General features: G+C 51.9%; 16 protein-coding genes. 11 read left to right on the top strand and 5 right to left on the bottom strand.

The features are described 5' to 3' along the window. The first annotated feature begins 5 nt into the window (after positions 1–5). Both PUP35_RS00535 and PUP35_RS00530 read left to right on the top strand, forming a co-directional pair. A complete protein-coding gene (locus PUP35_RS00535) occupies positions 6–914 on the top strand; it encodes a glycosyltransferase family 2 protein (RefSeq protein ID WP_274241568.1) in 909 nt (302 codons plus the stop codon). Beyond that, a complete protein-coding gene (locus tag PUP35_RS00530; RefSeq protein ID WP_274241566.1) occupies positions 902–2,113 on the top strand; it encodes an O-antigen ligase family protein in 1,212 nt (403 codons plus the stop codon). The genes PUP35_RS00535 and PUP35_RS00530 overlap by 13 nt, the downstream gene beginning before the upstream one ends. A gap of 23 nt (positions 2,114–2,136) precedes the next feature. On the opposite strand, the gene PUP35_RS00525 is transcribed toward PUP35_RS00530, so the two are convergent. After that, entirely contained in the window at positions 2,137–3,093 is a 957-nt protein-coding gene (locus PUP35_RS00525) for a polysaccharide deacetylase family protein (protein ID WP_274241564.1), read from the bottom strand. Between the two features lie 150 nt (positions 3,094–3,243). On the opposite strand from PUP35_RS00525, the gene rfaQ reads away from it, so the two are divergent. The 7 genes from rfaQ to coaD all read left to right on the top strand — a co-directional run bounded on the left by rfaQ (position 3,244) and on the right by coaD (position 10,136). Then, entirely contained in the window at positions 3,244–4,314 is a 1,071-nt protein-coding gene (gene rfaQ, locus PUP35_RS00520) for a putative lipopolysaccharide heptosyltransferase III (protein ID WP_274241562.1), read from the top strand. Continuing rightward, positions 4,311–5,438, top strand: a complete 1,128-nt coding sequence (locus PUP35_RS00515) for a glycosyltransferase family 4 protein (RefSeq protein WP_149367271.1) — start codon at positions 4,311–4,313, stop codon at positions 5,436–5,438. Before rfaQ ends, PUP35_RS00515 begins: the two co-directional genes overlap by 4 nt. Before the next feature lie 2 nt (positions 5,439–5,440). Further along, complete coding sequence (locus tag PUP35_RS00510) at positions 5,441–6,541, top strand: glycosyltransferase (RefSeq protein WP_271369141.1); 1,101 nt, start codon at positions 5,441–5,443, stop codon at positions 6,539–6,541. A gap of 11 nt (positions 6,542–6,552) precedes the next feature. Continuing rightward, positions 6,553–7,542: a glycosyltransferase gene (locus PUP35_RS00505; RefSeq protein WP_143344487.1), complete on the top strand. Its 990-nt coding sequence runs from the start codon at positions 6,553–6,555 to the stop codon at positions 7,540–7,542. A 66-nt stretch (positions 7,543–7,608) separates the two neighbouring features. Then, positions 7,609–8,883 (top strand): lipid IV(A) 3-deoxy-D-manno-octulosonic acid transferase, encoded by a 1,275-nt coding sequence (gene waaA / locus PUP35_RS00500; RefSeq protein WP_029740803.1) that lies wholly within the window; start codon positions 7,609–7,611, stop codon positions 8,881–8,883. Beyond that, positions 8,883–9,653 carry a glycosyltransferase family 2 protein gene (locus PUP35_RS00495; protein WP_271369140.1) on the top strand — a complete coding sequence of 257 codons (771 nt, stop codon included), beginning with the start codon at positions 8,883–8,885 and terminating at the stop codon, positions 9,651–9,653. The genes waaA and PUP35_RS00495 overlap by 1 nt, the downstream gene beginning before the upstream one ends. Positions 9,654–9,656: 3 nt before the next feature. Then, positions 9,657–10,136 carry a pantetheine-phosphate adenylyltransferase gene (gene coaD, locus PUP35_RS00490; protein ID WP_111964298.1) on the top strand — a complete coding sequence of 160 codons (480 nt, stop codon included), beginning with the start codon at positions 9,657–9,659 and terminating at the stop codon, positions 10,134–10,136. Positions 10,137–10,138: 2 nt separating this feature from the next. On the opposite strand, the gene mutM is transcribed toward coaD, so the two are convergent. The 4 genes from mutM to radC all read right to left on the bottom strand — a co-directional run bounded on the left by mutM (position 10,139) and on the right by radC (position 12,334). After that, positions 10,139–10,948 carry a bifunctional DNA-formamidopyrimidine glycosylase/DNA-(apurinic or apyrimidinic site) lyase gene (gene mutM / locus PUP35_RS00485; protein ID WP_111964297.1) on the bottom strand — a complete coding sequence of 270 codons (810 nt, stop codon included), beginning with the start codon at positions 10,946–10,948 and terminating at the stop codon, positions 10,139–10,141. A 72-nt stretch (positions 10,949–11,020) separates the two neighbouring features. Continuing rightward, positions 11,021–11,188, bottom strand: a complete 168-nt coding sequence (gene rpmG / locus PUP35_RS00480) for a 50S ribosomal protein L33 (RefSeq protein WP_003024094.1) — start codon at positions 11,186–11,188, stop codon at positions 11,021–11,023. A 22-nt stretch (positions 11,189–11,210) separates the two neighbouring features. Further along, on the bottom strand, positions 11,211–11,447 hold the full coding sequence (rpmB, locus tag PUP35_RS00475; protein ID WP_002436699.1) for a 50S ribosomal protein L28: 237 nt from the start codon (positions 11,445–11,447) through the stop codon (positions 11,211–11,213). Between the two features lie 218 nt (positions 11,448–11,665). Then, positions 11,666–12,334, bottom strand: a complete 669-nt coding sequence (radC, locus tag PUP35_RS00470; protein WP_248175463.1) for a RadC family protein — start codon at positions 12,332–12,334, stop codon at positions 11,666–11,668. A 172-nt stretch (positions 12,335–12,506) separates the two neighbouring features. Here radC and coaBC point away from each other — a divergent pair, with 172 nt between their 5' ends. Further along, positions 12,507–13,718: a bifunctional phosphopantothenoylcysteine decarboxylase/phosphopantothenate--cysteine ligase CoaBC gene (gene coaBC / locus PUP35_RS00465; protein WP_127732708.1), complete on the top strand. Its 1,212-nt coding sequence runs from the start codon at positions 12,507–12,509 to the stop codon at positions 13,716–13,718. Continuing rightward, a complete protein-coding gene (gene dut, locus PUP35_RS00460) occupies positions 13,696–14,154 on the top strand; it encodes a dUTP diphosphatase (protein WP_008502691.1) in 459 nt (152 codons plus the stop codon). The genes coaBC and dut overlap by 23 nt, the downstream gene beginning before the upstream one ends. The last annotated feature ends 102 nt before the right edge of the window (positions 14,155–14,256 follow it).

Raw genomic sequence — 14,256 nt, 5'->3', positions numbered from 1 at the left:
TTACTATGGCTTTTCTAAGCATCATTATTGCCGCGCATAACGCTAAAGATACGCTTCACGCAACCCTGGAAAGCCTGCAAAAGGCAATTGATGGTGCGGGCAACGATGTAGAGATCATTATCTTTAACGACAGCTCCAATGACTCAACGCAGGATATTATTGAAGCATGGCTGCCAGCGTTTCCGAATGCCCAATCCCGATACGTTGAGTACCGTAACGTAGGTCATGTTCGAAACAGTGCCCTCTCGCTGGCCTCAGGTGAATATATTACCATGCTGGATAGCGATGACCGATTGAAACCAGGCAGCATCAGGGACGCAGTGGCCTTTCTCAAAAAAGAACACCCTGATATGCTACTGACGCGCCTGCTGGAAATTCGCGACACTAAGAAAATCACCGCCGACTGGCAGGATTTCTCTCCTGTTGCTTTGTCACAGCATGAAGCAATAAAGCGGTTCCTGCAGCACAAAGATTTTCAGGCACATCTCATCGGGCAATTCATGCATCGAAAATTGTATGCAAACAACCCGATTCCTTCGATGATCTGCTATGAAGATTTCGCCGTATTTCCCGGCATGCTGATGCAATCGAGTAAAATAGTTTATCAGCGTCAGGGACACTATTATTACATTAAACGTAGCGACAGTTTGTCGAGTCGACTCGACGCCAGTAAAATCGCTATGCTGGTTGAATGCACACTACAGATGGAAAAAACATTTCCGCCATCATTTAGACACCTTGTGAATTGTCACTGGTTTGATATTTACAGTAACCACCGCCAGCATCTGACTGAACAGCAACTCAAACTGGTTAAGCAGCGGGTAAACGCTCTTTATTCTTTCTCTTTTTTCTTCTCCAGAGATGTACGTTTCAGCTACAAAAAAAGGGTCATTGAGGCATTATGGAAAAAGTAAAACTGCGGCTTTATCAGCTTACGCTGATTTTGAGCCTTATTTCGCTTGCGCTGGCGCTGCTGAGTTCAGGTAAGCAGCGCGAGTTTTTCTATATTGCAATTTATGCCAGCATCATCGGTTTAGCTTGCGAATATAAAAAGATCACAGTGCGCCCTTTTACTATCGCATTGCCGATTTTATTAATCGGGTTGCTTAACCTTAGCTGGTATATGGTGTATGAGTATCATAGCGAGGGTTTGAACGTTTATAGTGATTATCTCGGTGCAAGTAAAAAATTGATTCTGGCGAGTATCCTTATATTCTATCTTGACCGGTTTAAGTCTTACATTGATCAAGCATCCTTCCAGAAATATTTCTTATACGCTTCTGGTGCTGGGTTTATTCTTGCTACTGGCTATGGCTTATGGCAAGCATCGCAGGGTATGGGGCGTATCGAGATGGCCATAAACCGTTCAACCGTGTCGGCCTATGTTTACTCTGTACTGTCACTGGCGTTTGTATATAGCCTTTATCTACAGAAAAATATAAAACTGTATGTAGCCGCAGGATTCATCATATTAATCTCTTACTTTGTCATTCTTCTAACGGGCACGCGTGCCGCAATGGGATTATATTTACTCCTGGCGATTATACTCACGCTCTACCACTTCAGAAGAATACATCTTAAATCAACGTTGATTTTCTTATGCATTGTGGCGGGCATTGTTGTCGTTAGCTACAAGCCATTAATTTTACCAAAGATACAACAAACACAAATTGAAGTTGAAAATTACCAAAAAGGTAATGATGCAACCTCGCTCGGCGCACGTTTCTCTATGTGGAGTGTGGGTATTCAAAACGGACTTGCCCATCCTTTAGGGCAATCAGTTGAAGACCGCGAAGTATGGACACAGCAATATGTGAAAAATGGGCATCCACATCTTGCGTCCGCACTCGAGTTTATCAAAGTGCATCTGCACAATGAGTTTATTGAAAAATATTCACTGCAAGGGATCCCCGGGCTAGCGATATTATTCTTTGCCTATATATCGATGTTCGCTTACGCACTAAAAAACAAAAATGGCCTGCTGCTGACGACCCTGCTTCTTTTATTACTCTACGGCATGACGGACGTCATACTATTGAGTTCAGAGGCCTTAATTTTCTTTGTCACCGTGTTTGCGCTGAGTACACCTTTTTCACAAACCAGGCAACGTTAATGATAGTGCCCGCCTTGCGGGCATTATTTTTTCTTGTATTGATAAAACTCCGCCAGCGTCATCCCTACCGTCTTATCGGATAACCAGCCAAAGAGCGTTTCTAAATCCTGATACAACCCTTCTATCGCTGCCTCATCTTTAAACGTAGGACTTCCGCCTGGCATAAATTCCGACGAATGAAGCATAAACTCCACGTACTCATTTCCCTGCGACAGGCATTGCTGTGCGACCTGAATCATTTGCGCCGCATTCCCACCGGACGGTCTTAGCCAGTTGACGGACGGGGAACGGTATTTACCCCGAAGCCGATCGTAACCCTGTTTGATCGTGTTCAACCACGCCGGGTGTTTATACTGAATGCTCATCGGCACTTCGAGTAATGGGCTATTACCTGCCCGGGAAATATTGTCTAAGTCCATGAAATAGGCGTGGTCGGGGAAATGCTGGTAATCCGTTCCGCCATTGCCCTGCGGGGCGCCTTTCGCATTGCGCCAGTTCACGCGTGGCGTCACGGAGCAATCAACCTGGTAACCCAGTTCAACGAGCAATTTTGCATAGCGACTGTCAAATGCCCAACGTCCGGCACGGTGGCTTAACATTTTGGTCTGAAAGGTCTCTTCCAGCAGTTGGGTCATGAACAGCACTTTCTCGCGCATCATCTCATCGGAAAATTCAATCAGATAAGGCTGCCAGCGCCAGTCATCTCCCGTGAGATCGTGTTCCGGCGGGCTATTCCATGCGTGGAGGTGCATTCCCACCTCCCCCTGACCGCGGGCGATCGCGTCCCTTGCGAATTCGATGAAAACGGGCTCGATCGCCATCTCATAATTGGTCAGCCAGACGGGCTTAAAGCCGAAACGCTCGCAAAGCGTCTGGAAACGCGCCAGATAGCGCGCGTTTTCCGTTTTAATGACGCGGTGATTTTGCCAGAGATTATCGCCCTCAGTATCAATTGTGATGATAAACGCTGGTTTGTTCATAATGAGTCCGCAAGACAGGAAAGTTAGCGCTATGTTACGCACTCTCCAAAGCATGAGTAAACCCTTCCAGGGAAATTACTGAGATTATGGAGAAAGAGTGCAAGTCGCTAACAGGTCTATTAGAATTGCCATCAGTACAACGCCGATAAGATGATGATGAATAACTTACCTGACACACCTGATTTGCGCATTTTACTTATCAAACTCCGCCATCATGGCGACATGTTGCTGACCACTCCCGTCATTGATTCGTTACGTCAAAAATGGCCGCAGGCGCAGATTGATGTCCTGCTGTATGAAGAAACCCGCGATATGCTCGCCGCGCATCCAGCGATCGGTACAATTTATGGAATTGATCGCAAATGGAAACAGCTGGGCACGCTGAAGCATCTTCAAAAAGAGTGGCAGTTGTTGTGTGCGTTAAGAAATCAGCATTATCATCTGGTAATTAACCTTGCCGATCAATGGCGTAGCGCGATCGTTACCCGTTTCACCGGTGCCCCCGTTCGCCTCGGATTTGCGTTTAACAAACGCAATAGTGCGTTCTGGCGTTTTTGTCATACCGATCTGGTCTCTGTCGACGGCCATAAATCCCTGCATACGGTCGAACAGAATCTCTCCATTTTGACACCATTGCCGATCGCGCCACAGCCTGCCGTAACCATGGCCTACACCGAAGAAGACTGGGATCATGCCCGTCAAAGATTGACGCAGAAAGGTGTGGGCGACAGCTATATCGTGATCCAACCGACGTCCCGCTGGTTCTTTAAATGCTGGAGCGAAGACAAGATGGCGCAAACCATGACTGCTCTGCAGCAGGATGGTCATACGATTGTGCTCACCGCGGGGCCGGATAAAAAAGAGCTGGCGATGATCGATCGCATTCTCGCTGCCGCACCCAAAACCGGCGTGGTTTCGCTGGCAGGCCAGTTGACGCTGCGTCAACTGGCATCGCTTATCGATCATGCCTCTCTGTTTATTGGCGTTGACTCCGTTCCAATGCATATGGCCGCCGCGCTGCAAACGCCCTGCGTGGCATTGTTTGGTCCATCAAAACTGACATTCTGGTCACCGTGGCAGGTTAAAGGGGAAGTGATCTGGGCCGGCGATTACGGCCCGCTGCCCGATCCGGATGCCATTGATACTAAAACGAAAGAACGCTATCTCGATGCCATTCCTGTTGATGCAGTCGTCTCCGCTGCAAGGAGATATCTGTCATGAAAAACCATCGTCTGGCCATTGTTCGCCAAAAATATCGCCCTGATGGCGGGGCAGAGCGCTTCGTTTCGCGAGCTCTCACCGCATTGAGCAATCAGAACCTTGAACTCAACGTCATCACGCGTGAGTGGCAGGGAGAGAAGCAAGACGACTGGCATATCCACATTTGCAACCCTCAAAAATGGGGCCGCATCAGTCGAGAACGCGGGTTTGCACAAGCCGCGCGCGCGCTGTGGCAGCAACAGCAGTTTGATATTGTTCAAAGCCATGAGCGCATCCCGGGTTGTGATATCTATCGCGCGGGTGATGGAGTGCATCGTCGCTGGCTGCTTCAGCGCGCGCGCATTTTACCTGCCTGGCGTGCGCAAATGCTGATGTATGACCGCTATCACCGCTACGTGATGCGCGCGGAACGGGACATGTATCAGGCACCTGAGTTAAAAGCCGTAATTTGTAATGCGGAGATGATCAAACGCGAAATCGTTGAAGACTTTGATATTGACGCAAATAAAATCCATGTGATTTATAATTCTATTGATTCCAGCCGATTCGTTCCGGCCCAGGCGGCGCAACGTGCGATTTTGCGCCAACAATTTGGTTTGCCGGTCAATGCGGTGGTGTTCTGTTTTGTAGGATCAGGGTTTGAACGAAAAGGCTTGGCGAGCGCCATACGCGCTATTGCTGGAACATCGGCCTGGCTGATTGTGGTTGGACAAGATAAAGCAGAAAATCGTTATCGCGACCTCGCCCGTTCGTTAGGCTGCGAGGGGCAAATCCGTTTCCTGGGGGTGCAAAAAGAAACTCTGCCTTTTTATCAGCTATCCGATGGTTTACTGTTACCAACGCTGTATGATCCCTTTCCTAACGTTATTCTTGAAGCGATGGCCTGCGGCTTGCCCGTCATTACTTCAGAGAGTTGCGGTGGTGCAGAGTTTATTCAACAAGGCCAGAACGGATTTTATTGTGACGCGCTTGATATCAGTACATTGAAGGAAGCGGTAGCCGCTATCCCTTCACTGGAAAAAAATAACAATATGGGACGAGCGGCACGTGAACGTGTAAAAGACGCCACTCCCGAAAAACTGTCAAGTCAGCTTATTACGCTTTATCAAAAATTACTGGATTAAAAATGCGCATCCTAATGATTATTGATGGTTTACCCGGTGGAGGAGCTGAAAAAACGGTTCTTACACTCTCCCGCGGATTAATAGATATGGGGCATCAGGTCTCTCTATTCTCTCTGCGGAAAGTGTGCGACTACGCCATCCCGGAGGGCATCGATTATCAGGTTGTTCAGGACACATGTAAAAAACCGTGGCGAAAGCTGACGGAAATTCCACGCCGCGCCCAATTGCTGGATCAAGCTATTGAGCGGGCTGAACGCAGCGGCAAATTTGATGTGGTGTTCTCTCATCTGCACAAAACAGACCGGATTGTGGCGCACTGCCGCGCCCTTGAACGTAACAAAGTTTGGTTCTGCGTGCATGGCATGTTCTCGTTCTCCTATCTTCGCCATCGCAGCGGGCTTTCGCGCTGGTTTAAACATCTTAAAATTCGTCATACCTACGAAAACCGCAACGTCGTCGCCGTCTCAGGCGCCGTGTTGAACGATCTTTCCGAGACGCTGGCGCTCAATCTTCGACGCAAAGCGGTTATCCATAATCCTTTCGATATTCCTGAAATTCAGCGTCTGGCGGATGCGCCCTTCGAGATGCAGGGAAAGGATTACATCATTCATGTTGGCCGCTTCCATGAGCACAAACGCCACGACCGTCTCTTACGTGCGTTCGCTCTGAGTAAAATTGACACAACGCTGGTCATGATGGGCAATGGATCTGACGCTCAAATTCAAAAACTCAAGCAGCTTGCCCGCGATTTGGGCATTGAAAACAAAACGGTTTTCCGCCCGTTCGAGTCCAATCCCTATCCCTGGATTAAAGGGGCACGCCTTTTAGTGTTAAGTTCTGACTGCGAAGGTTTTGGTAATGTGCTGGTCGAAGCCATTATCTGCCAGACGCCACCGGTCAGTACAAATTGCCCAGGAGGCCCTGCCGAAATCCTTACCGGGGCTTTAGCGCGCGGCCTGGCAGAGTTAAATGACGAGTCACTGGCAAAAACGCTGGCGGATATTTATACCACCCCGCCGGTCGTTGGCGATGCAACCATCGCGTCGTTCGGTATCAATGCCATTTGCCAACAATATATTGCTCTGGTCGACAATCAAAAATAATCAGGTTTCTTATGCAAAATTCAGCCCCATTGTTAAGCGTGGTGGTTGCCGTTTATAACGGTGAAGCTTTCCTGGATCAGTTCTTTACCTGCCTTGTCCATCAACGCATCGACAGCATGGAAGTCATCATTGTTAATGACGGCTCTACTGACCGCTCGATGGAGATCGTCGAGAAATGGCGAGAAAAACTGCCGCAGATGCAGGTCATAGAACAGCAAAACCAGGGTGTATCCATCGCGCGTAATACCGGTCTGGCCGTTGCGACGGGTCAATATCTCTCTTTCCCGGATATTGATGATGTCTTTAAACCAGGCATGTACCAGCGCCTGCTGGATATGGCCGTCACGCAGGATCTGGATGTCGCCACCTGTAACGGGAACTACGTCTGGGAGAATAACAAGAAACCCTCGCGCCCGATTTTTCCTGAAGACAAACTGGCTTCGACAGGGGTCATGGCTGGCCCTGCGTGGTTAAAAATGGCGTTGGATTCTCGCAAATTCCTTCACGTCACCTGGCTGAACATCTATCGCCACGACTTTATCCGTAAACACAGCTTCCATTTTGAACCCGGCCTGCGCCATCAGGATATTCCGTGGACCACCGAAGTGCTGCTCGCGGCAGAGCGGGTTCAGTACACCAGTGAACGTTATTACGACTACTACATTCACTCTGCATCGGTGTCCCATATGCCGGACAATGACGACACGCTGATTCGTTCCGCGCGTCACTACATGAAAATCCTGCAGATGCTCGACGCCATTAATCAGCGTTACCCGGATAAGGTAAAAGGGATCCCTGCCTGCCACTGGCAAATTGCCAAAGAGGGGCTGGGAATTATTCACACCTTCGACAACATGAAGGATGAGAAGAAGAAATCAATGATTATTAAAGAGTTCTTCGAAACAGGCATCTGGAAACTCATCTGGAAAAGTGCAAAAAGTCCGCGTCTGCGCTGGCGGCTGGGTAGACGTTATTTCCGTTTGAAACGGTATCTGGCATAAGAGATAGCTTTACCTGGCCTAAATGCTTAGAATTTGCCCGCCGAAACTAAAAAAACGGATAATCGCTTGGAATTGTTGTATACCGCTCTGCTCTACATCATTCAGCCACTGGTGTGGCTGAGACTGTTGCTTCGTAGCCGGAAAGCGCCTGCGTATCGTAAACGCTGGGCTGAACGCTATGGCTTCTGCCGCAATAAAGTCGTACCGGACGGTATTTTGCTGCATTCCGTTTCTGTTGGTGAAACGCTGGCGGCGATCCCGCTGGTTCGCGCCCTGCGTCACCGCTACCCTTCACTGCCAATCACCGTCACGACGATGACGCCAACCGGCTCGGAGCGCGCGTTATCCGCTTTCGGTAAAGACGTGCAGCATGTTTATCTGCCTTACGATCTGCCCTGCGCCATGAATCGTTTCCTCAACACCGTGCGCCCGAAGCTGGTGATCGTGATGGAAACCGAACTGTGGCCGAACATGATTTCCGCCCTGCATGCCCGTAAAATCCCGCTGGTCATTGCCAACGCGCGCCTCTCAGAGCGCTCGGCGAAAGGTTACGGCAAGCTGGGTAAATTTATGCGCCGCCTGCTCAGTAAGATCACGCTGATTGCCGCGCAGAATGAAGAAGATGCAGCACGCTTTATCTCTTTGGGCCTGAAACGCAACCAGCTTGCGGTAACGGGAAGCCTGAAATTTGATATTTCTGTAACCCCTGAACTCGCCGCTCGCGCCATCACGCTGCGTCGCCAGTGGGCCCCACGTCGTCAGGTCTGGATTGCAACCAGTACCCATGATGGCGAAGAAGAGATCATCCTGCAGGCTCACCGCAAGCTGCTGGAAAAATTCCCTGATTTACTGCTGATCCTCGTGCCTCGCCATCCGGAGCGTTTTAAAGATGCCCGTGAAATGGTCCAGAAAGGCGGCTTCAGCTTCACGCTGCGCAGCAGCGGTGAAATCCCTTCCGGCAGCACCCAGGTGGTGATTGGCGATACGATGGGCGAGCTGATGCTGCTGTACGGCATTGCTGACCTCGCGTTTGTCGGTGGTAGCCTGGTCGAGCGCGGAGGCCATAATCCGCTGGAGCCGGCAGCCCACGCCATTCCGGTGCTGATGGGACCGCACACGTTTAACTTTAAAGACATCTGCGCGAAATTACAGCAGGCCGATGGTTTAATTACCGTGACCGATGCGGATTCGGTGGTCAAAGAAGTATCGACCCTTCTGACTGACGAAGATTATCGCCTGTGGTACGGCCGCCATGCCGTCGAAGTGCTGCACCAGAACCAGGGCGCACTGACCCGTCTGCTGCAGCTTCTGCAACCTTATCTGCCTCAGCGGAGCCACTAATGTCAACGCGTCTGTCGGTCGTGATGATCGCCAAAAACGCCGCCGACCTGCTTCCGGACTGCCTGGCGTCGGTTGCCTGGGCTGACGAGATAGTCATTCTTGACTCCGGAAGTACGGACAACACGGTGGACGTTGCCCGGGCAGCGGGCGCAAAAGTCTTTGTCAACGTTGACTGGCAGGGCTATGGCATCCAGCGCCAGCGCGCGCAGGGGTATGCCACAGGTGATTATGTCCTGATGCTCGATACTGACGAGCGCATTACGCCAGAACTTCAGCAGGCCATTCAGGCGGTGCTTTCCTCGCCCCAGCCTGGCGCCGTATACAGCATTGCCCGCCGCAACTACTTCCTTGGTCGTTTTATGCGCCACAGCGGCTGGTATCCCGATCGCGTCATGCGCCTCTACGAGCGCGAGCGGTATCAGTACAATGACAATCTGGTTCATGAATCCCTGAGCTGCGATAGCGCCCAGGTCATCCCCCTGAGGGGCGATTTGCTGCATCTGACCTGCCGTGATTTCGCGAGCTTCCAGCGTAAACAGCTCAACTATGCCACCGCATGGGCGCAGGAGCGTCACCAGCGCGGCAAGAAGGCCTCGCTGACGGGTATCTTCACCCACACGCTGGGCGCGTTTCTGAAAACGCTGCTGCTGCGTGGTGGCGTGCTGGACGGTAAGCAGGGCTGGTTACTCGCGGTAGTAAATGCCCAGTATACTTTCAACAAATACACCGAGCTGTGGGCGCTCTGCCGCGGCTACTCAGAGAAAACGTGAGCCATGAGCACAAAAGCGATTTATCCGGGTACCTTCGATCCGATCACCAACGGTCATCTTGATATCATCACCCGTGCGGCGAGCATGTTCGATAAGGTGATCCTGGCCATTGCCGCCAGCCCCAGCAAAAAGCCGATGTTTGATCTCAACGAGCGCGTGCAGCTCGCCACCGATGCCATTTCGCACCTACCGAATGTTGAGGTGGTCGGGTTTAGCGATCTGATGGCTAACTTCGCCCGCGCTCAGCAGGCCAATATTCTGATCCGAGGTTTACGCGCGGTAGCAGACTTCGAGTATGAGATGCAGCTGGCGCACATGAACCGCCACCTGATGCCGGAGCTGGAAAGCGTGTTCCTGATGCCCTCCAAAGAGTGGTCGTTTATCTCGTCCACGCTGGTAAAAGAGGTGGCGCGCCATCATGGGGACGTTACCCATTTCCTGCCGGTTAACGTCCACCAGGCGTTGATGGAAAAGCTCAAGTAGCGCTATTTCTGGCACTGACGGCAGTAGAACGTGGCGCGCTGGGCGTGCTTCGTGGCAATCACTGGCGTGCCGCAGACTCTGCACGGTTCGCCTTTACGGCCATACACCTGCAGCTCCTGGGCAAAATAGCCCGGCTTGCCGTCACTTTGCAGGAAGTCCTTCAGCGTTGTTCCCCCCTGTTCAATCGAGCGCAGCAATACGGCTTTAATCACGCGGACCAGCAGCTCACACTCCTCCGCCGACAGCGAAGAGGCTAGCCGATCGGGATGGATCCCGGCGGCAAACAGCGATTCGCTGGCATAGATATTCCCCACGCCGACCACCAGCTTGTTATCCATCAGCCACGGCTTAATCGGGCTTTTCTTTTTCGCGCACTTCGCTTTCAGGTATTCCGCGTTAAACGCGTCTGAGAGCGGCTCAGGGCCCAGATGCGCGAGCACGTTATGCCCTTCCAGCTCTTTCGTCCACAGCCACGCGCCAAAGCGCCGTGGGTCGGTATAACGGAGCACTTTGCCGTTGCTCATCACCAGATCGACGTGGTCGTGCTTTTCCGCAGGCAGTTCTTCGGTAAGAATGCGCAGGCTTCCGGACATCCCCAGGTGGATAATGATCCAGCCGTCGGGCAGCTCCAGCAGCAGGTATTTCGCGCGACGCTGTACGCTCAGGACGGGTTTGTCACTTAACGCGTGGATCTCATCGGACACCGGCCAGCGCAGACGTCCATTGCGGATCACCGCGTGAAGAATCGTCGCGCCGACCAGATGGGGCTCAATACCGCGGCGGCTGGTTTCTACCTCAGGTAATTCAGGCATGGTTCCTCCGTTGAGATACAGAATGCAAAAAACCCCGCAGTTGCGGGGTTTTTCGTTACAAGGAGACTAAAATTATTTGATTTTAGCTTCTTTGTACAGTACGTGCTGGCGTACAACTGGATCGAATTTTTTCAATTCCAGTTTTTCCGGCTTAGTACGTTTGTTCTTCGTGGTGGTGTAGAAGTGACCTGTACCAGCAGAAGAAACCAGCTTGATTTTCTCGCGAATACCTTTAGCCATGATTTATTTCCTCTTTAAGTACTTAGTACTTTTCGCCACGGGCACGCAGTTCGGACAGAACTGTATCGATGCCTTTCTTATCGATTACACGCATACCTTTAGCAGATACGCGCAGGGTGACAAAACGCTTCTCGCTCTCAACCCAGAAACGGTGAGAGTGCAGGTTCGGCAGGAAACGGCGTTTAGTCGCGTTCAGTGCGTGGGAACGGTTGTTACCGGTCACCGGACGCTTGCCAGTAACTTGGCAGACTCGGGACATGTCTATTCTCCAAAAATCAAATTAGCTCGAGCTTCGTATGGGGTATCGGCGCCTCGTCAGGCTTTACAGCCCGGTCATCGCATAGTTCTAAGTGAACTCTCGATTGCCAGGCCCAAATGCCAAACCCGAGATTCTCAAAGGTGGCGTAGTATACGCTGACTCGGCGGTGTGCTCAAGTCCCGAACAGACAAAGATCCCGATGGATCGCGAGAAATAGCCTAAATCCAGCCACGTTCTGCGAAAGAAATGTACTCACCGCGGCCAATTATCAGATGGTCCAGCACACGAATGTCCATGAATTGACAGCATTTGATAATGCGCTCGGTGATTTCTTTGTCAGCTCTGCTCGGTTCTGCACAGCCAGAGGGGTGATTATGCGCGAGGATCACGCCCGCTGCATTCACTTTTATCGCTTCCCGCACAATTTCACGCGGATGCACCTCAACGTGGCTCAATGTGCCCGCAAAGAGACAGCTATGTTTAAGCACTCGATTTCTGTTATCGACAAAGATCACCATAAAGATCTCGCGTTCAATATCGGTTAACTGACTTTGCAGGAATTCACGCGTCATTTCTGGCGTCAGGATCGGATCTTCCTTCTCCATGCGGACATTATAAAAACGGCGGGCAAGTTCAGCTATGCCCCTCAGTTGGGCATATTTCGCCACGCCAATTCCCTCAACGTGCTTAAACTGCGCCAGATCGGCGGTCAATAAACCGTACAGCGAACCGAAATGTGCTATCAGCTCTTTTGCCAGCGTAAATACCGTTTTTCCGGGCGTTCCGGTACGTAAAAAGAGCGCCAATAGTTCATCGTCTTTTAACAGGGTGACACCATAGCGCAGCAGTTTTTCGCGCGGCAGCAGCTCCTCATCCTTTTCTTCCATGCCCTTTCTCCCTTTTTTAACCTCATGCTGCCACAGGCCAATCCGTCCCTCGACGACCACATTGCGTTCTTGCGTGGCGCCTCGCAAAGTGGCCGAAGGACAAAATCACCCCGCTTTGGGGATTGTGATAAAATGCCTGCTCTCTGGTGAAACCCAACAGGAAAGAATCATGATGAGCCTGGCCGGTAAAAAAATCGTTCTTGGCGTGAGCGGCGGCATTGCTGCTTATAAAGCGCCGGACCTCGTGCGTCGCCTGCGCGAGCGAGGGGCTGACGTGCGGGTCGCGATAACCGAAGGCGGTAAAGCCTTTATCACTCCCCTGAGCCTGCAGGCCGTTTCAGGATACCCGGTTTCTGACAGCCTGCTCGATCCGGCCGCCGAAGCCGCGATGGGCCATATTGAACTGGGTAAATGGGCAGACCTGGTTATCCTCGCCCCCGCCACGGCCGATTTAATCGCTCGGGTGGCGGCCGGTATGGCAAACGACCTGGTTTCCACCATTTGTCTGGCCACGCCTGCGCCTGTTGCCGTCGTTCCTGCTATGAACCAGCAGATGTACCGTAATGCGGCCACCCAGCACAATCTTGAGACGCTGGCCTCACGCGGACTGCTTATCTGGGGACCGGACAGCGGCAGCCAGGCCTGCGGCGACGTTGGCCCGGGTCGCATGCTTGATCCGCTGACGATTGTTGATATGGCCGCCGCCCATTTTTCGCCTGTCAACGATCTGCAACATCTCAACATCATGATTACCGCGGGCCCTACGCGCGAGCCGCTGGACCCGGTGCGCTATATCACCAATCACAGCTCCGGTAAGATGGGTTTTGCCATTGCCGCCGCAGCGGCGAAGCGCGGCGCGAACGTCACGCTGGTGAGCGGCCCGGTATCGCTGCCTACCCCTGCGTTTGTGAAGCGAATTGACGTTACCACCGCGCTGGAGATGGAAGCCGCCGTGCAGGCACATGCTCAAAGCCAGCAGATTTTTATCGGCTGTGCAGCCGTTGCAGACTATCGTGCCGAGACGATCGCCGAGGCTAAAATTAAAAAGCAAGGCGATGAATTAACAATAAAAATGGTGAAAAACCCGGACATCGTTGCCGGTGTCGCCGCACTAAAAAGCCATCGTCCATACGTTGTTGGGTTTGCCGCAGAAACGAATAATGTGGAAGAATATGCCCGGCAAAAACGTACCCGCAAAAACCTCGATTTGATTTGCGCGAACGACGTATCGCTGGCCACACAGGGATTTAACAGCGACAGCAACGCACTGCACCTTTTCTGGCAGGATGGAGATAAAGTCTTACCGCTTGAGCGCAAGGAACTCCTGGGCCAACAATTACTGGACGAGATCGTTACCCGTTATGATGAAAAAAATCGACGTTAAGATTCTGGACCCGCGTGTTGGCGAGCAATTCCCGCTGCCAACCTATGCCACCTCCGGCTCTGCCGGTCTTGACCTGCGCGCCTGTCTCGATGACGCCGTAGAACTGGCTCCGGGTGCCACTACCCTGGTTCCAACTGGCCTGGCGATTCACATTGCTGACCCGTCTCTGGCAGCGGTGATCCTGCCGCGTTCTGGTCTGGGCCATAAGCACGGCGTTGTGCTGGGTAACCTGGTGGGTCTGATTGACTCCGACTATCAGGGTCAACTGATGGTCTCCGTCTGGAACCGTGGTCAGGACAGCTTCACCATTGAACCAGGCGAGCGTATCGCACAGATGGTCTTTGTACCGGTGGTACAGGCAGAATTTAACCTGGTGGCAGACTTTGACGCCACCGACCGTGGCGAAGGCGGCTTCGGCCATTCCGGGCGCAAATAACGGCCCGAAAGACAAGTATCTCACAGCGTCATAATGCAATAACAAACCGCAAACGCCAGTTTGCGGTCGCTGTGTGGATGCCAGCCTGGCAAGTGCTTATTT

The sequence above is a fragment of the Enterobacter sp. S-33 genome (genome assembly GCF_028735835.1).
Lineage (GTDB): Bacteria > Pseudomonadota > Gammaproteobacteria > Enterobacterales > Enterobacteriaceae > Enterobacter > Enterobacter vonholyi.
The sequence above is the reverse complement of the archived record's forward strand: the minus strand, read 5'-3'. Positions and strand labels throughout refer to the sequence as shown.